Annotated in this window: 21 protein-coding genes and 1 riboswitch; of the genes, 10 read left to right on the forward strand and 11 right to left on the reverse strand. The window is 68.6% G+C overall.

The window, feature by feature from the left end; all coding sequences use genetic code 11:
• Positions 1 to 99 precede the first annotated feature (99 nt).
• Genes FVA74_RS03640 through FVA74_RS03650 form a run of 3 tightly spaced genes read left to right on the forward strand, consistent with a single transcriptional unit; the run spans position 100 to position 3,004 of the window.
• The gene (locus FVA74_RS03640) at positions 100 to 1,179 is read left to right on the forward strand and encodes a type III polyketide synthase (protein WP_147720426.1); all 1,080 of its coding nucleotides are present in this window, start codon (positions 100 to 102) and stop codon (positions 1,177 to 1,179) included.
• Positions 1,176 to 1,901, forward strand: coding sequence for a methyltransferase domain-containing protein (locus FVA74_RS03645; protein WP_240792294.1), 726 nt, complete (start codon positions 1,176 to 1,178; stop codon positions 1,899 to 1,901). The genes FVA74_RS03640 and FVA74_RS03645 overlap by 4 nt, the downstream gene beginning before the upstream one ends.
• The gene (locus tag FVA74_RS03650; RefSeq protein WP_147905584.1) at positions 1,901 to 3,004 is read left to right on the forward strand and encodes an NAD(P)/FAD-dependent oxidoreductase; all 1,104 of its coding nucleotides are present in this window, start codon (positions 1,901 to 1,903) and stop codon (positions 3,002 to 3,004) included. The genes FVA74_RS03645 and FVA74_RS03650 overlap by 1 nt, the downstream gene beginning before the upstream one ends.
• A gap of 322 nt (positions 3,005 to 3,326) precedes the next feature.
• Here FVA74_RS03650 and FVA74_RS03655 read toward each other — a convergent pair whose 3' ends face one another.
• Positions 3,327 to 5,156 carry an ABC transporter ATP-binding protein gene (locus FVA74_RS03655; protein WP_187266460.1) on the reverse strand — a complete coding sequence of 610 codons (1,830 nt, stop codon included), beginning with the start codon at positions 5,154 to 5,156 and terminating at the stop codon, positions 3,327 to 3,329.
• Between the two features lie 98 nt (positions 5,157 to 5,254).
• Between FVA74_RS03655 and rarD the strand changes: the two genes are divergently transcribed.
• The 3 genes from rarD to FVA74_RS03670 all read left to right on the forward strand — a co-directional run bounded on the left by rarD (position 5,255) and on the right by FVA74_RS03670 (position 7,775).
• Positions 5,255 to 6,181: an EamA family transporter RarD gene (rarD, locus tag FVA74_RS03660; protein WP_147720430.1), complete on the forward strand. Its 927-nt coding sequence runs from the start codon at positions 5,255 to 5,257 to the stop codon at positions 6,179 to 6,181.
• A 75-nt stretch (positions 6,182 to 6,256) separates the two neighbouring features.
• On the forward strand, positions 6,257 to 7,174 hold the full coding sequence (locus tag FVA74_RS03665) for a DMT family transporter (protein WP_147720431.1): 918 nt from the start codon (positions 6,257 to 6,259) through the stop codon (positions 7,172 to 7,174).
• Between the two features lie 10 nt (positions 7,175 to 7,184).
• Positions 7,185 to 7,775, forward strand: coding sequence for a helix-turn-helix domain-containing protein (locus tag FVA74_RS03670; protein WP_147720433.1), 591 nt, complete (start codon positions 7,185 to 7,187; stop codon positions 7,773 to 7,775).
• A gap of 33 nt (positions 7,776 to 7,808) precedes the next feature.
• Here the strand turns inward: FVA74_RS03670 and FVA74_RS03675 are convergent, their stop codons facing one another.
• The gene (locus tag FVA74_RS03675) at positions 7,809 to 8,471 is read right to left on the reverse strand and encodes a DUF1028 domain-containing protein (protein WP_147720435.1); all 663 of its coding nucleotides are present in this window, start codon (positions 8,469 to 8,471) and stop codon (positions 7,809 to 7,811) included.
• 160 nt (positions 8,472 to 8,631) lie between these two features.
• On the opposite strand from FVA74_RS03675, the gene FVA74_RS03680 reads away from it, so the two are divergent.
• Genes FVA74_RS03680 through FVA74_RS03695 form a run of 4 tightly spaced genes read left to right on the forward strand, consistent with a single transcriptional unit; the run spans position 8,632 to position 13,658 of the window.
• A complete protein-coding gene (locus tag FVA74_RS03680; protein ID WP_147720437.1) occupies positions 8,632 to 10,149 on the forward strand; it encodes an ABC transporter substrate-binding protein in 1,518 nt (505 codons plus the stop codon).
• Positions 10,150 to 10,162: 13 nt separating this feature from the next.
• Entirely contained in the window at positions 10,163 to 11,131 is a 969-nt protein-coding gene (locus FVA74_RS03685; protein WP_147720439.1) for an ABC transporter permease, read from the forward strand.
• The gene (locus tag FVA74_RS03690) at positions 11,128 to 12,030 is read left to right on the forward strand and encodes an ABC transporter permease (RefSeq protein WP_147720440.1); all 903 of its coding nucleotides are present in this window, start codon (positions 11,128 to 11,130) and stop codon (positions 12,028 to 12,030) included. The genes FVA74_RS03685 and FVA74_RS03690 overlap by 4 nt, the downstream gene beginning before the upstream one ends.
• Positions 12,027 to 13,658 carry an ABC transporter ATP-binding protein gene (locus FVA74_RS03695; RefSeq protein ID WP_147720442.1) on the forward strand — a complete coding sequence of 544 codons (1,632 nt, stop codon included), beginning with the start codon at positions 12,027 to 12,029 and terminating at the stop codon, positions 13,656 to 13,658. Before FVA74_RS03690 ends, FVA74_RS03695 begins: the two co-directional genes overlap by 4 nt.
• Here the strand turns inward: FVA74_RS03695 and FVA74_RS13805 are convergent.
• From FVA74_RS13805 to trpS, 9 genes are all read right to left on the reverse strand, one after another.
• Complete coding sequence (locus FVA74_RS13805) at positions 13,648 to 13,779, reverse strand: hypothetical protein (protein ID WP_255471424.1); 132 nt, start codon at positions 13,777 to 13,779, stop codon at positions 13,648 to 13,650. The two genes, FVA74_RS03695 and FVA74_RS13805, sit on opposite strands and share 11 nt — an antisense overlap.
• Positions 13,780 to 13,801: 22 nt before the next feature.
• A complete protein-coding gene (locus FVA74_RS03700) occupies positions 13,802 to 15,160 on the reverse strand; it encodes an MFS transporter (RefSeq protein WP_147720444.1) in 1,359 nt (452 codons plus the stop codon).
• A 65-nt stretch (positions 15,161 to 15,225) separates the two neighbouring features.
• Positions 15,226 to 15,696, reverse strand: a complete 471-nt coding sequence (gene ribH, locus FVA74_RS03705) for a 6,7-dimethyl-8-ribityllumazine synthase (protein ID WP_147720446.1) — start codon at positions 15,694 to 15,696, stop codon at positions 15,226 to 15,228.
• The gene (gene ribB / locus FVA74_RS03710; protein ID WP_147720448.1) at positions 15,693 to 16,994 is read right to left on the reverse strand and encodes a 3,4-dihydroxy-2-butanone-4-phosphate synthase; all 1,302 of its coding nucleotides are present in this window, start codon (positions 16,992 to 16,994) and stop codon (positions 15,693 to 15,695) included. Before ribB ends, ribH begins: the two co-directional genes overlap by 4 nt.
• Complete coding sequence (locus FVA74_RS03715; protein WP_147720450.1) at positions 16,991 to 17,620, reverse strand: riboflavin synthase; 630 nt, start codon at positions 17,618 to 17,620, stop codon at positions 16,991 to 16,993. The genes ribB and FVA74_RS03715 overlap by 4 nt, the downstream gene beginning before the upstream one ends.
• Complete coding sequence (gene ribD, locus FVA74_RS03720; protein ID WP_240792295.1) at positions 17,620 to 18,738, reverse strand: bifunctional diaminohydroxyphosphoribosylaminopyrimidine deaminase/5-amino-6-(5-phosphoribosylamino)uracil reductase RibD; 1,119 nt, start codon at positions 18,736 to 18,738, stop codon at positions 17,620 to 17,622. Before ribD ends, FVA74_RS03715 begins: the two co-directional genes overlap by 1 nt.
• A gap of 73 nt (positions 18,739 to 18,811) precedes the next feature.
• Positions 18,812 to 18,971, reverse strand: a riboswitch (FMN riboswitch).
• 74 nt (positions 18,972 to 19,045) lie between these two features.
• The gene (locus tag FVA74_RS03725) at positions 19,046 to 19,528 is read right to left on the reverse strand and encodes a hypothetical protein (protein ID WP_147720452.1); all 483 of its coding nucleotides are present in this window, start codon (positions 19,526 to 19,528) and stop codon (positions 19,046 to 19,048) included.
• Between the two features lie 186 nt (positions 19,529 to 19,714).
• The gene (locus tag FVA74_RS03730; protein ID WP_168220040.1) at positions 19,715 to 20,281 is read right to left on the reverse strand and encodes a GNAT family N-acetyltransferase; all 567 of its coding nucleotides are present in this window, start codon (positions 20,279 to 20,281) and stop codon (positions 19,715 to 19,717) included.
• A 10-nt stretch (positions 20,282 to 20,291) separates the two neighbouring features.
• Positions 20,292 to 21,299, reverse strand: a complete 1,008-nt coding sequence (gene trpS / locus FVA74_RS03735) for a tryptophan--tRNA ligase (RefSeq protein ID WP_147720455.1) — start codon at positions 21,297 to 21,299, stop codon at positions 20,292 to 20,294.

A 21,299-nucleotide genomic window follows, 5' to 3' on the forward strand; every position in this document is an offset into this window, starting at 1 on the left:
CGATTCCCCTTTGCATGCTCGGTATATGTATACATAACATACAGATTCGGGATGCTCGTGTCCATCCCATCCGAAGGAGGCGGTGGTAAACACAGGAACATGCCCGCCATCATCGCCCTTGAGACTCTCGTGCCCGACACAGTCCTCCACCAAGACACCGTGCGCGACGTCTTCGCCGCCCAACCCGGCCTGGGCAGACTCGCCCAGCGGCTCGTGCCGGCGACCTTCGACAACGCCGCGATCGAGACGCGACACAGCGCGATCGCCGAGATGTCATGGGAGAGCGAAAGTGAGGACCCGCTCTTCTTCGATTCGAAGTCGGGGCGGCTGCTCGTGCCCAGCACCAAGGCGCGCAACGACCTCTATGCCGAGGAGGCCGGTCGCCTCTACGTCGAGGTCGCACGCAAGGCGACCGAGGGCATCGACCGCGACCGCATCACCCACGTCATCACGGTCTCGTGCACGGGCTTCTTCGCCCCCGGCCCCGAGTACCTGATCGCCCGCGAGCTGAAGCTGCGTCCCGGCGTGCAGCGCTTCCACCTCGGGTTCATGGGCTGCTACGCCTCCATGCCGGCGTTGAAGCTCGCAAAGCAGCTCGTCGACGCCGACCCCGAGGCGGTCGTGCTGGTCGTGAGCGTCGAGCTCTGCACGCTGCACGTGCGCACCTCCGACGACCCCGACCAGATCGTCGCGGCATCCCTCTTCTCCGACGGCGCGGCCGCCGCGGTCGTCGCGGCGGAGACCGTGCCGGGCGGATGCTCGCTCGACGCCTTCGAGAGCGTCGTCACCCCGGTCGGCGAGGCCGACATGGCGTGGACGATCGGCGACGAGGGCTTCGAAATGGTGCTCTCGAGTTACGTGCCGAAGATCATCGGGGAGTACATCGAGGGGGCGCTGCAGCCACTCTTCGCCCGGGCATCCGTGTCGGAGATCGAGCACTGGGCCGTGCATCCGGGTGGCCGCAGCATCCTGGACCGCGTCGAGAGCACGCTCGGGCTGAGCGAGGCGCAGCTCGTGCCGTCGAGGGAGACCCTGCGTGACTACGGCAACATGAGCAGCGCGACCGTGCTCTTCGTGCTCAAGCACATCCTCGGCTCGGCGCAGCCCGGGGATCGGGTGTGTGCCATGGCGTTCGGGCCGGGCCTGACGGTCGAGTCCGGCCTCTTCACGGCGACGTGATCCCCGACCTGCGCCGGCGCGCGACCCATCTCGCCGAGTTCATGGACGACCCGGACTGCGATCGGCGGATGCTCGACCACACCTACCGTCGCTTCCCCTACGTCAACGCGGTCGTCTCGGGCTGGCGGGCGACCTATCGCGATGTCATCCGCCCCTTGCTGAGCTCCACCGAGCCCCGCACGCTCCTCGATGTCGGGTGCGGCGGCGGCGACCTCTCCCGCGCCCTCGCGCGCTGGGCGAGGCACGACGGGTTACGGCTCGAGGTGACGGGCGTGGATCCGGATGCCCGTGCTCACGACTACGCGACATCCGTGCCGTCCCACGGGGTGCGCTTCATTGCGGCCCGGGTCGAGCACCTCGAAGAACGCTATGACTTCGTGATCTCGAACCACGTGCTGCACCACCTCGACGACCTCGACGGGTTCCTGGAGACGACGCACGCTCGGGCGCGGGTCATGACGATCCACGCCGACATCGAGCGCAGTCGCGGCGGGTACCTCGCCTTCGCGGCCGGCACGGCACTCGCGTGGCCGGTGCTGCGCGGCTCCTTCATCCGGCCCGATGGGCTCACCTCGATCCGACGCTCCTACACCGCCCGCGAACTGCGCCGGGCGGTGGGCGCGGGGTGGCGGGTCATCCGCCGCTTTCCCTCGCGGTACCTGCTCCTGCGGGTCGTGCGCCCGGGGGCAAGCCGAGTTGCGACACCGCCCGCACGCCCGTGATGCACGACGTCGCGATCGTCGGCGGCGGCCCGGTCGGCATGCTGCTCGCCGTGCTACTGGCGCAGGCCGGGCGCGACGTGGCCGTCTTCGAGTCGAGGGACACGATCTCGCCGAGAGCGCGGGCGATCGGCATCCACCCGCCCTCCGTCGAGGCGCTCGCCGAGGCGGGCGTGCACGTTCCTGCACACGGCCGCCCCATCGCCCATGGGGCGGCTATGGCCGACGGCCGCGTGCTCGGCGGAATGTCCCTCGACGGCGTCTACGCCCTCGCCCAGCAGCACGTCGAACGGATGCTCCGCGCCCGCCTGGAAGCGCTGGCCCCCGGTCGCCTCGCGCTCGGGCGAAGGGTGCTGGGCCTGCACCCGGTGCCGGGCGGACACCGGCTCGACGTGGAAGGTGGGCCCGCGGCATCCGCTCGCCTCGTGGTGGCGGCCGACGGGTTGCGCAGCACCGTGCGCGAACTGCTCGGGATCCCCGTCGTGCGACGTCGCGGCACCGCGCACTACCTCATGGCAGATGTCGACGGGGATGCGCTCGGCGACCGGGCGCTGCTGGCGTTCGAGCGGGAGGGGGTCGTGGAGTCGTTCCCGCTGCCCGCCGGGCGCCGGCGCTGGGTGGCGCGGGTGCCGCAGCCCATGCCGGAGGCCGACTTCGCTGCGCTTGCGTCAGTCGTGCGGGCCCGCACCGGCCACGTGCTCGACTCGCCCGCCCCGGTAAGCGCCTTCACGGCCAAGCAGGCGCTGGCGACGCGAATGCTCGGGCATCCACCCGGCGGAACGCCAGACAGTGTCGTGCTGATCGGCGACGCGGCGCACGAGATCAGCCCCATCGGCGGGCAGGGGCTCAACCTGGGCTGGCTCGAGGCGCGGGCGCTCGCTCGGGTGCTGACGGGTGGCTCGTGCACACCCAACGCGCTCGCGGCATTCGAGACGCAGCGGATGCGGGCCACGCGCCGCGCGATCGCGCAGGCGGCGTTCAACACCGCGATGGGTCGCGCGCTGTCGCCGTCGGGGCATGCCGCTCGCTCGCTCGCGATTCGCTCGCTCGGCGCTCCGCCGATCTCGCGCCACCTCGCGAACGCCTTCACCATGCGCACACTCTGACATTCACAACTCAGGATTCGGGGGCGCGCCCGCGCCATCCGACTGCGGCGCTCACGTTTCGGCAGAACGCGCGTGCACTGCGGCGAGCATCCCGCCGAACAGCGAGCGCGGCGCCTGTGGTCTTGCACGGGATGCTGAGCCTCCTCCCGCAGTAGCGCCCGGGAGCGTGCCGCGCTCGTGAGTGGCCAGAGTTCCGGCATCCCGAGCTCGCTTGGCAGAAACTCTGGCCACTCACATGCACGCCCCGCGTGTGCGCGGGTTGAGTTGGCCGTCCACGGCCGTATCGAAACCCCTGTCGAGGCGCCGATACCGGCCGCACCTCCTACACGAGCAGCTGGTGCTTCGCGAGGTCGCGGTAGAGCGGCGTGCTCGCCACAAGCTCCGAGTGCGTGCCCTCGCCGACGACGCGGCCCTTCTCGAGCACGATGATGCGGTCGCTGTCGACGACAGTCGAAAGGCGGTGGGCGATCACGATGAGGGTGCGGTGCTCCGCGACGGCGTCGATGGCCTCGCGCAGGAGCTGCTCGTTGAGGCCGTCGAGCGAGGAGGTCGACTCGTCGAGCAGCAGGATGGGTGGTGCCGCGAGGAGTGCCCGTGCGATCGCGAGCCGCTGGCGCTCGCCGCCCGAGAGCATGACGCCGTCTTCGCCGACCTGCGCGTCGAGGCCGGCGGGATTGCGCTCGAGAACCCCCGTGAGGTTGACGGATCCGAGCACCTCGATGCATGCGGCATCCGTCGCGTCCGGGGCGCCGAGCGTGAGGTTGTCGCGGATGGTGCCGGCGAGCACGGGGGCGTCCTGCTCCACGTAGCCGATGCGGGCGCGGAGCTCGTCGCGGTTGAGCGAGCGGATGTCGCGGCCCTCCATGCGCACGGCGCCAGCGGTGGGGTCATAGAAGCGCTCGATGAGCGCGAGGATCGTGGACTTGCCCGCGCCCGACGGGCCGACGAGAGCGATGCGCTGCCCGCGGGGAACCGTGAACGACACGTCGTGCAGCACGGTGCGGTCGTGGTCGACGGCGTCTTCGCCGAGTTCGGCGACGAGGAGCTTCTCCGCTTCGGTCTTGTGGGCCGACTCGGGGTAGGAGAAGTGCACGCGGTCGAAGGTGATGGCGTCATCGGTGGCGACTGGCGGGAGCGGCGTGGCGGCAGCATCCTCGTCCCGTTCGCTCGGCAGGTCGATGATCTCCTGGATGCGGCCGAGGGCGCCGAGCGCCTGGCTGACGGACGTCACGGCACCGAAGGCGAGGCCGAGCGGGCTGATGAGCATGAAGAGGAAGAACACGAACATCACGAGCTCGGCGATGCTCGTCTCGCCAGCCGCGACGCGGAAGCCGCCAATGCCGAGCACCGTGATGAGTGACACCTGCAGGGCGATGCCGGCGACCGGCACGACGAAGGCCGAGACATTGGCGACCTTGATGCCCTTGCTCCAGGCGGCGCGGGCGTTGCCGTCGATGGTCTCGTTCTCGCGTTCGGTGGCACCCGCTGCGCGGATCGTGCGGATGGCGCTCAGGGCCCGCTCGACGGCCGCGGCGAGGTCGCCCACCTTCTCCTGCTGCTGCTGGCTGGCGCGACGGATGCGGCCCGAGAGGCTGCCGACGACGGCGATCGAGACACCGATCACAAGGACGGTGAGGCCCAGCAGCACGGGGTCGAGGATGAGCATCGCGATGAGGGCGCCGAGGAAGATGAGCACGCCGCCGATCGCGTCGACGAGTCCCTGCGTCATGACGGCGTAGAGGAGCGTGGTGTCTGAGCCAACTCGGGAGACGAGGTCACCCGTGCGGCGGGTGTCGTATTCGCGAATCGGCAGGCGCAGCATTCGCGAGATGAGGCGGCGGCGGGCCGACAGCACGATGCCGGTGCCGGTGCGCTGGAGCAGCCAGTGCTGCACGCCGCTGATGATCGCGGCGATGACGACGAGCGCGACGAGCACCCACACGAGCCCGCCGAGCGTCTCGCCGGACTGCACGGCGGTGATGACCTCCCCGATGAGGAGGGGCTGCACGAGCGAGGCGATGGCGCCCAGGATGCTCAGCACGACCACGACGGCCAGCACGGGCTTGTGCTCGGCGAGGTAGGGGAGCAGCTGGCTGAACTTCGCCCGGGGCCCTTCGGGAGTTCGCTTCTTGCCTCGTGCGGGCGCGCTCATGCTCATGCTGTTCAGCTCCGGGGATCGGTGGCGCGGTCGACTGCGGCGCCGCAACCAAGTCTACGAGCGCCTTGCCGTGAGACTGAGACAATTGGGGGGTGACCCATCCCTCCCACAAGGCCGAGACGCAGGGCCGCGGCATCATCGCCTCGGTGGTCGCGTCGGTGTTGTTCGGTGCCGTGTATTTCATTCCGGCGGCGCTCGAGGGAATGACGGATGCCGAGGTGGTGTCGTGGCGCATCGTAGTGACGGTCCCGTTCATGGCCGTGCTGTTGCTGGCGATCCGGTCGTGGGCATCGGTGACGGATGCGTGGGCTCGCCTCCGAGCGAAGCCCTGGCAGGTGCTCGTGCTGGTGTTGAACGCCGCCCTCCTCGGACTCCAGTTGTGGCTGTTCGCCTGGGCTCCCATGTCGGGGCACGGCCTGGACGTGGCGCTCGGGTACCTGCTGATGCCGCTGACGATGGTCATCGTGGGGGTGCTGCTGCACGGTGAGCGGCTGAGCGGGGTGCGCACGGCGGCCGTCATCGCCGCGGTCATCGGTGTGGGGGCGGCGTTCTTCACCTCCGGCGGCCTGTCGTGGGCGACCTTTGCTGTCGCACTGGGCTATCCGATCTATTTCACGATCCGTCGCGCCTTCGGGGTGGATACTCCCGGTGCCATGTGGATCGAGCTCGTGGTGCTGCTCATCCCGTGCCTGTGGTTCGCCGTGGGCCCCGGCGCCTCAGGCGGCGAGCGACCGTGGCTGATGCTCATCGCGTTCGGGGCGATCAGCGCCGTCGCGCTGACCCTCTACATCGTCGCGAGCCGGTTCCTGTCGTTCAGCCTTTTCGGGCTGCTCAGCTACGTGGAACCGATCGTGCTTGTGTTCGTCGCCCTGCTTCTGCTTGGTGAAGCGATCGAGCCGTCGGAGTACGTGACGTATGCGGGTATCGGGCTGGCCGTGCTGCTGCTCGTTGTTGAAGGCGTGCTCGTTGGTCGCCGCGAGCGCCGCCGCTTCGGGGATGCGCCACTGCCTCCTGCCTGACGCCCGAGTACAGTACCGAACCAAGAAGGGTGCCCCTGGTGCCGGCCCCACCGCGGACTCGGTAGGCTGTCGCGGATGCCATCTGCCGAGACTCCCGCGACGCCTCGGCGCACTCTGGCCGGCATTGCGTGCCTGGTCATTGCGACGCTCGCCTGGGCCGGCAACTTTCTGGTCGGTGGCTTCGCGAGCGCCGAGATGGGCGCCTTCGACCTTGTCTGGGCTCGTTGGGCGATCGCCCTCGTGCCGCTCGTGCTGGTGGCGCAGCTGTTCGAGCGCCCTCACTGGGGAGAGGTGCTCCGGCACTGGCCGCGGCATCTGGCGGTCGGCCTCATGGGGGTCGGCGCCTACAACCTGCTGCTGTACCTGTCGCTCGAGCACGGCTCGGCCCTGAACTCAGCCCTCATCAACGCCTTCAATCCGGCCCTGATCGCGGTCGCCGCGGTTGTCATCCTGGGCTCGCGGATGTCAGTGCGAGCGGTCGTCGGAATCGTGATCGCCTTCCTGGGTGTCGTGCTGGTGCTGAGCGGCGGCGATCCTCTCGCGATCCTGAGGGAACCGCTGCAGCTGGGCAGCGTGTTCATGCTCGGCGCGATCGTGGTGTGGACGGGATACACGATCGGGGGGCGCCTGGGTGCGCCGCTGCCGCCAATCGCTTCGGTCACGGTGCAAGCAGCGATCGCACTGATGGTGCTGGCGCCGTTCGCCTGGTGGGATGGACTCACGGTCCCCGCCCAGGGCGCCGGATGGGCAGCGCTCATCTACATCGGACTCGGCCCGTCGCTCATCGCCTACGTCTTCTGGAACCTCGCGCTTGAGCGCCTCCCCGCACAGCAAGCGGGAGCGTCGCTCAACCTCATCACGGTGTTCACGGTGGCCGGTTCGCTCCTGCTTGGAGCGAGCGCGAACGTGGCCGAGATCGTCGGCGGAGTGATGGTGCTCGCCGGGGTGCTGCTCACGGTCGAGTTCGCCAGGCCCGTGCGGGCCCCGCGCTAGGGTGGCACGCATGGACGACACGTCGTCGAGTATTGACCTCGAGATTGCGGCGCTCGGCGCGCTCCTCAAGACGGAACGCAAGCGGCAGGGCTTGAGCGTGCAGGCTCTGAGCTCACGTTCTGGGGTCAGCTTCGGGCTGATCAGCCAGCTGGAGCGCGGCCTCGGCAATCCGTCGTTTGCGTCGTTGCACCGGCTGTCGAGCGCCCTCGGTGTTCCCATGTCGAAGCTGCTGGCCGGGGATCCAAACGGAGATGGCGCGGTCGTGCGCCTGGGGGACCGTTTCATGCTGCCGACCGCAGACGGTCCCGAGAGTCAGCGTGTGGTGCGCGAGCTGGTGACACCGCGGCAGCACACGACCATGCAGCTCATCCGCAGCACCCTACCGCCGGGGTTCTCCAATGAGGGGCAGCCGTTCCGCCACCTGGGCACGGAATGCGTGCTGGTCGAGTCGGGTTCGTTGCGGGTCGTGCATGGTGAGCGTGAGGTCGTGCTCGAGGAGGGTGACGCCATGACCTACGGATGCTCGGTGCCCCACTGGTGGGCGAACGCCTCCGATGGCACGACGGTCGTGTTGGGGGCCGTGAGCCCCTTCGAAGCCTGACGGCCCGTTGTGGCCTGAGGGCGCCCTGAGGGGTCAGGCGCCGAACTTCAGGTCGAGCATCCGGTCGAGCTCGTCGAGCGGATGCCCGTGGTCGTCGACCCGCAGGTCGACCGTGAGGGCTGGCGGCCAGTCGCTGTCGCGCCCTCCCGCGGCGACCTGCAGTGCCGAGCTCTGCTGCCCGCGGCGGTCGCCCCCAGCGGCCAGGCCGGTGCGGAGTGCGCTGACGGCGCGCCGGGCGATGTCGTGAGCCGCAGCATCCGCCCCGCTGACCAGGGCCGAGGTGACGAGGGGTGAGGTGGTGAGGGAGGCGAGCATCCCGTCGACGACGTCGGGGCCGGTGAGGAGGTTGCCGATCACGAGGATCCCTGGTGCGGAGCGGTGGCCGGCCCAGTCGCTGCAGTCGGTGCCGGTGTGAGCGGCGTGGGACCCGTCGGCGGCCAGGAGGCCGACCTGGCGACGGGCAGGGTCCGTGTCGAGGATGGCGAGTTTGGCGAGGGCGGCTGCGGGGTGCTGCCCGGATTCGAGCATCCGCAGGAGTGGGCCGCGGAGGCGGGTGTTCGTGTAGGCCTGACTCACGACGGCACCGATGCCGGGGAGCACCGCGGGCACCGCCTTGCCGACGGCGAGGGAGAAGCTCGCGGTCGCGACGGCGAGCGTGCGGCTCGCGGGGTGGGCGAGGAGCAGGCTGTAGGTCATGGGTCCTTCCGCGGCGGGATGTTGCGATCGTGTTTCTTTGGCTCGCGGGCCTTGTCCGCCCGACCAAGCTACTCCATAATGATGCAAACATCAGTAGATTGATCGAAATGGCCGAACGGTCGCAGCTGACCGCTCACCCGAGAGCTCGGAGGACACCCCCATGAAGTCACGAATGCTGCTGGCGGGCATCGCCATGACGGGCGTCGCAGCCCTGGCCGCCTGCTCCACGGGGGAGGGGGTCGACCTCGACGGCGCAGATGGCCGCGTGCTCACCGCCGCGATCGCGGGCGAACCCGACCAGCTCGACCCGCACAAGACCACCTCATACTTCTCGTTCCAGGTGCTTGAGAACATCTACGACACCCTCGTCGAGCCCGACGAGAACCTCGAGATGCAGCCAGCGCTCGCCGAGGACTGGGAACTCAGCGACGACCAGCTCACCTGGACCTTCAGTCTCCGGGAGGGCGTGACCTTCCACGACGGCTCCGAATTCACCGCCGACGACGTGGTCTACTCCTACAACCGCATCATCGACGAGGAGCTCTCCAACGCGTGGCGGCTCTCGGCCATCACCGACATCACCGCGACGGATGACACGACCGTCGAGATCACGGTCGCCCAGCCGACCCCCAACCTGCTCTCGAGCCTCGGCGGATTCAAGGGCCTCGCGATCGTGAACGAGGACAACGCGGCGAGCGGCGACATCTCGACCGCCCCCGTCGGCACGGGCCCCTTCTCGCTCGAGAACTACACCTCGGGCGACAGCATCGAGCTCGTCGCCAACGAGGACTACTGGGGTGGCGCGCCCGAGATCGCGGGTGTGACCTTCCGCTTCATCTCGGAGGGGTCGACGGCACTCGCCGCCCTCAAGAGCGGTGACGTCGACTGGACCGACTCGATTCCCGCCCAGCAGGTCGCGGGCCTTGAGGGGGACGACACGATCGTGCTCGGCCAGAACCCCAGCAACGACTACTGGTACCTCGCCATGAACCAGGCCAAGGAGCCGTGGAATGACGTGCGCGTGCGCCAGGCCGTCGCCTACGCGATCGACCGCGACGCGATCGCGCAGGTCACGAGCTACGGCACGGCCGAGGTCAACCAGCTCGCGATCCCGAAGGCGAGCTCCTGGTACAGCGAGTACGACGCCTACAGCACCGACATCGACCAGGCGAAGAGCCTCATGGCCGACGCGGGCGTGCCCTCCGCCGAGATGGAGCTGCTCGTCTCCTCCGACTACCCGGAGTCGGTCGCGGCCGCCCAGGTCATCGCCGACAACCTCGCCGAGATCGGCATCACGGTGAACATCTCGAGCCCTGACTTCGCGAGCTGGCTCGATGCGCAGAACGCGGGACGCTTCGACATGCTCATGATGAGCTGGCTTGGCAACATCGACCCCGACGACTTCTACTACGCGCAGCACCACAGTGCGGGTGGCAGCAACGCGCAGCAGTACTCCAACCCCGAGGTCGACGCGCTCCTCGACGAGGCGCGCACCGAGACCGACACGGATGCTCGCAAGGCGCTCTACGACGAGGCCGCAGCGCTCATCGCCGACGACGCCAGCTACATCTACCTCTACAACCCCTCGGTGATCCAGGCGTGGACGCCGGAGCTTGAGGACTACGAGGCGCGCGGCGACCGGGCCATCCGCTTCAAGAACGTGTCGTTCAGCGACTGACGCTCGCACAGACATGAGGGCAGTGCTCGAGAACACCACGGTCAGGTTCCTGGCCCGGCGACTCGCCTACACGGCGGTCGTGCTGGTCGGGGTCATGGTCGTGGTGTTCTCGATCGTGCAACTGGTGCCGGGCGACCCCGTACGGATCGCCCTTGGCACGAGGTACACGGAGGCTTCCTATGAGGCCCTGCGCGCGGCATCCGGTCTCGACCGCCCACTGTGGGAGCAGTTCGTCGGATACCTCGGAGGGGCGGTCACGGGCGATCTGGGCGTGAGTTTTCGCAACGGCGAGCCGGTCACGGCGGTGCTGCTGGAGCGCCTGCCCGCCACGATCTCCCTCGCGCTCGCGGGCCTCGTGATCGGCCTTGCCGTCGCACTGCCAGCAGGCATCTACTCGGCCCTCCGGGAGGGCCGCATCAGTGACGGCATCGTGCGCATCGCAAGCCAGTTCGGCGTCTCGGTTCCCGACTTCTGGATGGGCATGCTGCTCATCACCCTCTTTTCTTCGGTGCTGGGCTGGTTGCCGTCCTCCGGCTATGTGGCCTTCACGGATGACCCGCTCGAGTGGTTGCGTCGGGTCACCCTGCCGGCGATCACGATGGGCATCGTGGCGGGCTCGATCATGACCAGGTACATCCGCGCGGCCGTGCTGGACGTCGCGAGCATGGGCTACATCCGCACCGCCCGCTCGAAGGGGCTCGCCCCCAAGGTCGTGACCTTCAGGCACATCGTGCGCAATGCGCTCGTGCCGGTGCTGACCATCACGGGCATCCAGATGGCCACCATGCTGGGCGGGGTGATCGTCGTCGAGGTGGTCTTCGCCTGGCCGGGACTCGGCAGGCTCGTCTTCGACGCGGTCGCGTCGCGTGACTACCCGATCATCCAGGGGGCGGTGCTGCTGATCGCGGTCATGTTCCTGCTCATCAACCTGCTGGTGGACGTGCTCTACGCCGTTGTCGACCCGAGGATCCGACTGTCATGACCATGTCAGAGAAGCAGGCGCCCGCCGCCGCGACGCCGCCCTCGCGGGGGAGTCTCGTCGGCCTGCTGCTGCAAAACAAGGTGACGCTCGCCGGATGCGTCGTGCTCCTGCTCGTCAGCGTGGTGGCCCTCATCGGCCCCCTCGTCGCGCCCTACGGGGTCAACGCCACCAACGTCGTGAACGCCCTCCAGCCGCCGAGCACCGAGCACTGGTTCGGCACGGATGACCTCGGCCGCGATGTCTTCTCGCGTGTGCTCGTCGCGACGAGGGTCTCGCTCCTCGTCGCGGTGGCGAGTGTCGCCTTCGCCCTCGTCATCGGTGTCGTCGTTGGAATCGTCTCGGGCTACACGCGCGGCTGGCTCGACACCGTGCTGATGCGCGGCGTCGATGTCATGTTCGCCTTCCCCGTGCTGCTGCTTGCGATGGCGATCGTCGCGATCCTCGGGCCGGGGCTGCTCACGACCATGCTCGCGATCGGCATCGTCTACACGCCGATCTTCGCCCGCGTGACGCGCGGCAGCACCCTGAGTGTCGCGGTCGAACCCTTCGTGCAGGCCTCCCGCACGATGGGCACGGGGTCATTCTTCATCCTGCGCCGCCACATCCTGCCCAACATCACCGGCCCGCTCATCGTGCAGACCTCACTCTCGCTTGCCTTCGCGATCCTCTCGGAGGCCGCCCTGTCGTTCCTCGGCCTCGGGGTGCAGCCGCCACAGCCATCCTGGGGCCGCATGCTCTTCGATGCGCAGGGCTTCCTCGGCATGGCGTGGTGGATGAGCATCTTCCCCGGCGCCGCGATCTTCATCACCGTGCTGGCGTTCAACCTGGTCGGCGACGGCCTTCGCGACGTGCTCGACCCGCGCCAGCGAACCATCCTCGAGGCAAGGAGGCGCCGATGACCGCGGTGCTCTCGGTGCGTGACCTGGGTGTCACGATCGGCCGTTCGACGATCGTCGACGGGGTCTCGTTCGATGTCGAACGCGGCCAGACGCTCGGCATCGTGGGGGAGTCGGGTTCCGGCAAGTCCATGACGGTGCTCGCCGCGACCGGGCTCATCGATGCGCCGGGAGCCCTCGTGACGGGCGCGAGCCGGCTGGGGTCGACGGATGCTGCGGGCCTCGACCTCGTCACCGCAACGCCGACGCAGCTCCGACGAGTCCACGGCGACCGCATCGGCTTCATCTTCCAGGACCCGAGCACGTCCCTCAATCCACTGCTCACGCTGGAACGCCAGCTCACGGAAGGCCCAGAAGTCCACCTCGGCCTCAGTCGTCGTCAGGCGAGGTCCCGTGCCCTGGAGCTCCTCGACTCCGTCGGCATCCCAAACCCCTCAGACCGGCTCGCCGCCTACCCCCACCAGCTCTCGGGTGGGCAGCGACAGCGGGTCATGATCGCGGTCGCCCTCGCCTGCGACCCCGATCTGCTCATCGCCGACGAGCCCACGACGGCGCTCGACGTCACGACGCAGGCGCAGATCATCGAACTCGTGCGTGGGCTGCAGGAGGAGCGAGGGATGGCGGTCGTGTGGATCAGCCATGACCTCGGCGTGATCGGCCAGGTCGCCGACGACGTCACGGTGCTCTACCGCGGGGAGGCGGTTGAGCAGCGGCCCATTGTCGAGGTCTTCAACGCGCCCCAGCACGACTACACGCGCACCCTCCTCGACGCTCGGCCGGTGCTGGGTCGAGCCACGCCTGCGCCCGCCGATCCGAACGCCGACGTGCTGCTGTCGATCCGCGACCTCGATGTCAGCTTCCCGATCACGACGGCGACGGGCAAGTCGACCGTGCACGCCGTGCGTGGCGCGAGCCTCGACATCCGTCGCGGACACACGCTGGGCCTCGTGGGGGAGTCGGGCTCCGGCAAGTCCACCGTTGCGGGCGTGCTGACGGGCCTCACGGAGCCGCTTGGCGGCACCGTCACACTGGAGGGACGCGATATCTTCGGGCGCCGCGGTGCCGAGCTCACGCAGCTTCGGCGCGAGATCAGCATGGTCTTCCAAGACCCTTTCTCGTCACTAAACCCACGGATGTCGGTGGCCGAAGCGATCGCGGAACCCCTCCGCGTGCACAAGCTCGCCGCGGGGGCGCAAGGCCGTCGTGGGCGGGTGGAGGAGCTGCTCGAACTCGTGCGGCTGCCGCGCGACTTCGCCGACCGGTTCCCGCACGAGCTCTCGGGCGGACAGCGCCAGCGGGTGAGCATCGCGCGGGCGCTCGCGGTCGAACCGAAGCTCATGATCCTCGACGAGTCGACGGCATCCCTCGACGTGTCGATCCAGTCGCAGGTGCTTGAGCTCCTCGCGACCCTACAACAGGATCTCGGGCTGACCTACCTCTTCATTGCCCACGACCTCGCGATCGTGCAGCAGATGTGCCACGGAATCGCGGTCATGCGCCAGGGCGAGATCGTCGAGCTGTCGAGCAACGAGCGGCTCTACGCCGACCCGCAGAACGACTACACGCGCACCCTGCTGGCGGCGATCCCGCCGGAGCGTCCGCGCGCAGCGGCCCAGGGAGTTACGGGTTGAGGAACGGGATGGGGCCGACGAAGACGGTGTAGGCCCACCCTGCGAAGAGCACCGCGGAGACGGTGACGAGGGCCCAGGACCAGAAGGTGACCGCGCCGCGCGCGCCGTTGCGTTTGCTCATGGCATCCATCCTACCCAGCGTCTCAGCGCTCGATGTCGACGTCCTTGGTCTCCTTGCCGATGATGAGCGACACGAGCGTGATGGCGGCCATGACAGCCAGGTAGACGCCCACAAGCACGGGGCTGCCGTCAGCCATGGCCCACAGCCACACGGCGATGAAGGGGGCGACGGCGGCGCCGAGGATCGAGCTCACGTTGTAGGAGATTCCGGAGCCGGTGTAGCGCACGTTGGTGGGGAACAACTCCGGCAGCAGCGCGCCCATGGGCCCGAAGGTGAAGCCCATGAGGGTGAAGCCGATGATGAGCCATGCCATGACGCCCGCGAAGCCCGCGCTGAGGAGCGGCACCCACAGGAGCCCGAAGGCGATGATGGCGAGCGTCACGACGATGAGCGTGCGGCGACGGCCGAAACGGTCGGCGAGGGGGCCGGAGACGAGCGTGAAGATGCCGAAGAAGACGACGCCGACAATCATCATGAGCACGAAGGTCGTGTAGTCGTAGCCGAGTCCCGGCTGCACGCCCGAGTCCTGCGGGTCGACCGGTGCGCGGCCGTAGCTGAGCGAGAACGTGGTCATGAGGTAGAAGAGCACGTAGGTCGCGAGCATGAAGAAGGTGCCGAGGATCAGCTCGCGCCAGTTGCGACGGACGACGAGGCCGAGCGGCAGCTTGACGACGCGTCCACCTGTGACGGTCTTGGAGAACGCCGTGCTCTCGACGAGCTTGAGTCGCACCCACAGGCCAACGATGACCATGACGGCCGAGAAGAGGAACGGGATGCGCCATCCCCAGTCGAGGAAGGCGTCGGAGGGGCGGCTGGGGTCGTCGGAGGGGAGGAGCGCCGCGATGATGAGGAAGAGGCCGTTGGCGATGATGAAGCCGATGGGTGCACCCAGTTGCGGGAAGGTGCCGTACCAGGCGCGCTTGCCCTTCGGGGCGTTCTCGGTCGCGACGAGCGCAGCACCGCTCCATTCGCCGCCGAGCGCGAAGCCCTGGGCGAGACGGAGGATCACGAGCAGGAGGGGCGCAAACCATCCGATGACGAGGTAGGTCGGCAGTACGCCGATGAGGAAGGTCGCGATGCCCATCGTGAGGAGGGCGGCGACGAGCGTGGTCTTGCGCCCCACCTTGTCGCCGAGGTGGCCGAAGAAGACCGCGCCGAGCGGCCTCGCGACCATGGCGGCGCCGAAGACGGCGAAGGAGGAGAGCAGCGCGGTCGTCTCGTCCCCGGCGGGGAAGAAGAGATGCGGGAACACGAGTACCGCAGCGGTGGCGTAGACGTAGAAGTCGTAGAACTCGATCGTCGTGCCGACGAGGCTCGCGAGCACGACGCGAGAGCGCGGGTTCGCCGGGGTGGGCACTTCAGCGGTGGCGTTGACAGACATGGGCAACTTCCTACGTGTGCGGACGATTTATCCTATGCCCGCGAGGCGCGCTGGCCCCTCGCACGCTACGCCCGGATGTCCCGCAGCACCACTGCCGTCGCAAGCGCCGCGGATGCCGCCTCCGCGCCCTTGTCCTCCTTCGACCCGGGCAGCCCGGCCCGGTCGAGGCCCTGCTGCTCGTCGTCGAGGGTGAGCAACCCGAATCCCACCGGCTTGCCCGTGTCGAGGGCCACGCGGGTCAGGCCGTCGCTTGCCGCGGCGGAGACGTACTCGAAGTGGGGCGTGCCACCGCGGATGATGACGCCGAGGGCGACCACCGCATCCGCACCGTTCTCGAGCGCCGCCTTCGCGACGACCGGCAACTCGAAACTGCCCGGCACCCGCACCTCCGTGATGGAGGCACCGGATGCCTCAAGCACCCGCCGCGCGCCGGCGAGGAGCCCATCGGTGATGACCTCGTGCCACTGGCCGGCGACGATCGTGACCGCAAGGCCCCGTCCGTCGACCTCGACCTCGGGGGAACCCTCTCCACTCACAGTGCCTGCTCCTTCTGGCTCTGGCGAGCCATCTCGACGGGGTCGGCCCCGTTCACATCGATGTGTTCGGGCAGGAGGTGCCCCATGCGGTCGCGCTTCGTCTGGAGGTAGCCCTCGTTGAGTGGGTCGAGGCCGACGACGATGGGCACCTGCTCCGTCACGACGATGCCGCGGTCGGTCAGCTGCTTGACCTTGTCGGGGTTGTTCGTGATGACGCGCACCGAGCCGAGGCCCAGGTCCTCGAGGATCGCGACCGCGGCGCCGTAGTCGCGTCCGTCAGCAGGCAGGCCGAGGGCAAGGTTGGCGTCAAGCGTGTCGAGGCCCGCATCCTGCAGCTGGTAGGCCTTCAGCTTGTTGATGAGCCCGATGCCGCGGCCCTCGTGGCCGCGCATGTAGATGACGACCCCGCCGTCCTCACGGATCTGGGCGAGCGCCGATTCCAGCTGCGGGCCGCACTCGCACTTCAGCGAGCCGAAGACCTCACCGGTCAGGCACTCCGAGTGCACACGGATGAGGCATCCGTCCTTCGGCTCGCCGGAGATGATCGCGACGTGATCGGCACCGCTCATGCGGTCGCGGTAGGCACGCACCGTGAACTCCCCGAGCACGGTCGGCAGTCGCGTCTCGACCGCGAACACGACCCGCGAGGTCTGCGGGATCGCCGCGCCGAGCGGTGCCGCCGTGTTGTCATCGAGGGCATCCAGGTAGTTGCTGAGCTCCTCGATCGTGATGACGACGAGGCCGTGTTCCTGACCCAGCGCGATGAGGCCGGGCAGGCGCATCATCTCGCCCGAGTCCTCGACGATCTCGGCGATCGCGCCGACCGGCTCGAGGCCCGCGAGGCGCATCAGGTCGACCGTCGCCTCGGTGTGGCCCGCGCGCTCGCGCACGCCACCATCCACGGCGCGCAGCGGCAGGATGTGCCCCGGCCGGATGACGCTCGCGGGCGTCGAGGCAGGGTCAGCAAGCGCCCGCAACGTCGTCGTGCGATCGGAGGCGCTGATGCCGGTCGTGATCCCCTCGGCCGCATCGACCGAGATCGTGTAGGCGGTGCCGCGCGGGTCCTCGTTGTCCACAACCATGGCGGGAAGGTCGAGCCGGTCGGCGATCTGACGCGTCATGGGGGCGCAGATGTAGCCGGAGGTGTGGCGCACCATCCACCCGATCCACTCGCGGCTCGCGAGCTGGGCCGAGATAATGACGTCGCCCTCATTCTCGCGGCCCTCGTCGTCGACGACGATGATGGGCTTGCCAGCGCGGAGCTCCGCGATCGCGGCGGGGATTTCGGCGAGGCTCATGGCTCGCTCCTCTCGGTGGTGCCCGCACTCGCGGGGGACTGCAGTCGCAGCATCCGCTGCACATGACGGGCGAGGATGTCGGTCTCGATGTTCACGCGGTCGCCCACCGCGCGCATCCCGAGCGTCGTGGCGCTCAGCGTCTCGGGAATCAGGGACACCTCGAACCAGTCGTCGCCCACCGCGGAGACCGTCAGCGAGACACCGTCGACCGCGATCGAGCCCTTGTCGACCACGAGGGGCGCGAGTTCGGGGGAGAGGGAGAAGCGCAGTACTCGCCAGGCGTCGCCGGGGGTCACGTCGAGCAACTCGCTCGTGCCATCGATGTGGCCCTGCACGATGTGGCCACCGAGGCGTCCGTGCACCGGTGCCGCCCGCTCGAGGTTGACGCGTTCGCCGGGGCGCGGGTTCGTGAGGGTGCTCATGGCGATCGTCTGGGCCATGACGTCGGCGGTGAACCAGTCCTCGCCCTGGTCGACGACCGTGAGGCACACGCCGCTGACCGCGATCGAGTCACCGTGGCCGGCATCCGAGACGCACTTCGGTGCGCGCACCGTGATGCGCGCAGCATCCGTTGATGGCTCCCAGGCCATGACCTCGCCCTGTTCCTCGATGATTCCCGTGAACATCAGTCATCTCCTCGTTCGTATTGCTCGTCGAGCTCGCCGCCGACGCTCGCCTCGTGGCGTGAGCGGACTGCGCCGCCCGCCGGCCGAGCCGTCAGCAGCACGTCCCCGCCAAGCACCTCAACCCCACGGATCTCGAGCCGCCGCGCCTCGCCGATCGTGCTGACGCCGATGTCACCCACGGCGGTTCGGCCGGCGCCCAGCAGCTGCGCGCCGAGGTAGATCGAATACTCGTCGACGAGCCCTTGCGCGATGAATGCGCTCGCGAGCGTCGGACCGCCCTCGACATAGAGGCGACGGATGCCGCGGCCATAGAGATCGGCCAGCACCGCATCGAGGTCGCGGCTCGCCGTGACGATCGCAGCCTGCGGGTGGTGGAGCACGCGCGAGGAGCGCGGCACGAGGGTTTCACCGATCACGACGGGGATCGGCTGGTGCTCCATGAACTCGCCCGCTTCGCCGCGGGCGGTGAGGGAGGGGTCATCGGCGAGCACGGTGCCGGTGCCGACGGCGATGGCGTCGCTTGCGGCCCGCTGCTCGTGCACCCGCTGTCGGGCGGCGGCGCCCGTGATCCACTGGCTCGTTCCGTCGGAGGCCGCCACGCGCCCATCGAGGGTTGAGGCCCACTTGAGCGTGACCCAGGGGCGCTGTCGGCGCACCGCCGTGAGCCACGGATGCATCAGCTCCTGCACCTCGTCGGCAAGCACGCCCCCCACCACCTCGACGCCCGCGTCGCGCAGCGTCGTCGCACCGCCGCCGGACTCGGCGCCGGGGTCCGCGACCGCGTAGACGACGCGCGACACGCCGGCGGAGATGAGGGCCGCGACGCAGGGTCCGGTCATGCCCGTGTGGTTGCAGGGCTCAAGGGTGACGACGGCGGTGAGGCCGGACGGGACATCGGCGCCCAGCCTGGAGAGGGCATCGACCTCCGCGTGCGGAGTACCCGCGCCCCGGTGCCATCCTTCCGACACCCGGTTGCCTGCTGCATCGAGCAACACGCATCCGACCTGCGGATTGATGCCCCACCCCGGGCCGCGCTCGGCCAGCGAGATCGCGTGTCGCATGGCCTGCTCAAGCGCGTGCGCATCCCGCGCTTCGGTCTCGTGCCCTGTTTCGCTCATCCCGGTCCTCGTGTCGTCACACGTCTCCGGGGTGCCCGCGTACGAGCCATGGTGTCGCGGTAGCGCGAACCACGTGTGCTTCCTCTCATCCGGACTGAGGGAGCGCAGCTTGCTGCCATCCCATTACCGTCGGTGCCGGAATTTCACCGGCTCAACCGCCTTGCTGCTTTCGCAACGCCGCGGGTCGCGGACTATCACCGCCGGTTCGGATTCTCACCGACCCCGGAGCACGTACTTCTCTGGAGTCTACAACGCGCGCATCTGCGGACTATTCCGGATGCCGTCACACGGAACGCTGACCCGCAGCTCACTCCTCGTAGCGCTCTGCGAGTGACTTCGGGCCGAACGTCACAACGCCCTCACTCTTGATGCTCAGTTCTGGCAGCCCGAGCTCCTCTGCCGCGTCCGTCAATGGGATCGCATCGCCCTGGGCATTGTCGGCAGAGAACCTGACCACTCCGATGGCTTCGGGGACCCGAGGTGCCACGACCCGCAGTACCGCCTCGAGTTCGGCAGCGGTCACAGCGTCCGTGGCCATGTCGAAGTTCACGTAGAGGTTGACTCCCAGTCCTGAGCGGACGTGGCTGGCCCGCGCCGAGACGATGTTCTCGCTGCTCTCCTCGATCAGCGCCGCGATCTCGACTTCCCGCTTCTCCTGCGTTGCGGCTGATCCGCCCGGGGAGAGCGTTGCGCAACCGGCCAAGCCAAGCGCGCCAAGGAGGGCCACGACGAAGAGGGCACAGCGCTGGAAGATTCCGGCTGATGCGATCGTGTCTGTGAACGCGGTCATCGCGGGTGCAACTCCTTTAGATCGGCGACGGCGACGTTCCCGTCACCCGCCGGACATCCCTCGTCGAGCACTTCAGACGTCTCTGGCGCCGCTGGCTCTTCGCCAGGGACCGCGCATCCGGGCAACCACACCCCGGTCGCGAAATTCCCTCAACAATGCCACCCTACAGTGAGACATGGCCGTGAGTCACGAGGAAGAGGGCCAGCCCGCCTTGACGCTGCGCGAGTCGCCAGCGTCGATGCGTCCCCGCCAGGAGAGCGGATGCTCGCCGCTCGCGTCCGGCCGCCGACCCGCGCCCTCGCCCTCAAACCTGAAGCCGCACTTGCGCGCGACGCTCGCCGAAGCCAGGTTTCCGGTCAGGCACTCCCAGCCCACAGACTCCACCCGCAGCGGGTTCGCGGCGTCGAACGCCCAATCGAGCACCGCGTGCACGGCCTCCGGCATGTAGCCGTGGCCGCGGTGCTTGGCGCCCAGCCAGAAGCCGATGTCGTCCGCGGTCACGCGTCGCAGCGAGATCACTCCCACGAATTGCCCATCGGCGCGAATGCCCCAGGTGAGCTCTTCGCCCGAAGCCCAGCCCTGCTGCGTGAAGGCGATGAACTCCTCCGCTTTCTCGAGCGTGTACGGCTGCGTGATCGCAGGGATGTACTTCGACAACACGGGGTCCTGGCAGTGCTCGCGGATCGCCTCGGCATCGTCGGGTGTGGGGGCCGAGAGCACGAGCCGCTCGGTGCGAAGTTCAAAGGGTTGCATGAGGAGCTCGTCAGCGGCGGGGGAGGAGGCCCATGCGGTCGTAGACGCGCGCGAGTGTGGCATCCGCGATCGCTGCCGCCCTGTCGGCGTTGCCTGCGAGGATGCGGTCAAGTTCGGCGGGGTCGTCGAGGAGCTCGAGCACCCGTGCGCGGATGGGGGCGAAGGTCTCGGTGACGACCTCGGCGAGATCTTTCTTGAAGTCGCCGTAGCCGCGGCCGGCGTACTGGTCCTCGAGTGCCGGAATCGCGGTGCCAGAGAGCGCCGAGTAGATCGTGAGCAGGTTCGAGATGCCCGGCTTCTCGGCCACGTCGTAGCGCACCGAGCCCTCGCTGTCGGTCGTCGCCGACTTGATCTTCTTGGCCGTCGCGTTCGGCTCGTCGAGCAGCCAGACGACGCCCTTCTCGGTCGAGGCCGACTTGCTCATCTTGGAGCTGGGGTCCTGCAGGTCGTAGATCTTGGCCGACGCCTTCTGGATCTGTGCCTCCGGCACCACGAAGGTCTCGCCAAAGCGCGAGTTGAAACGCTCAGCAAGGTTGCGGGTCAGCTCGATGTGCTGGCGCTGGTCCTCGCCGACGGGCACGACCTCGGCGTCGTAGAGCAGGATGTCTGCCGCCATGAGCACGGGGTAGGCGAAGAGGCCGACGGTGGTGGCATCCGCGCCGTGCCGGGCGGACTTGTCCTTGAACTGGGTCATGCGGCTGGCCTCGCCGTAGCCGGTGATCGTGTTGAGTGCCCACGCGAGTTCCGGATGCGCCGACACGTGTGACTGCACGAACAGCGTCGACTTGGCGGGGTCGATGCCGGCCGCGATGTACTGGGCAGCCGTGCGGCGCGTCGCCTCGCGGAGTTGCTTCGGCTCCTGGGGGACCGTGATCGCGTGCAGATCGACGACGCAGAAGATCGCGTCGTGGGTCTCCTGCATCTCCCGCCACTGCAGCAGCGCCCCGATGTAGTTGCCGATCTGGAGCGAGTCGGCGGATGGCTGCATACCGGAGAACAGGCGGGGCTTAGCGGTCAT

The sequence above is a fragment of the Salinibacterium sp. dk2585 genome (assembly GCF_008001035.1).
In the GTDB taxonomy this organism is placed as follows: domain Bacteria; phylum Actinomycetota; class Actinomycetes; order Actinomycetales; family Microbacteriaceae; genus Homoserinimonas.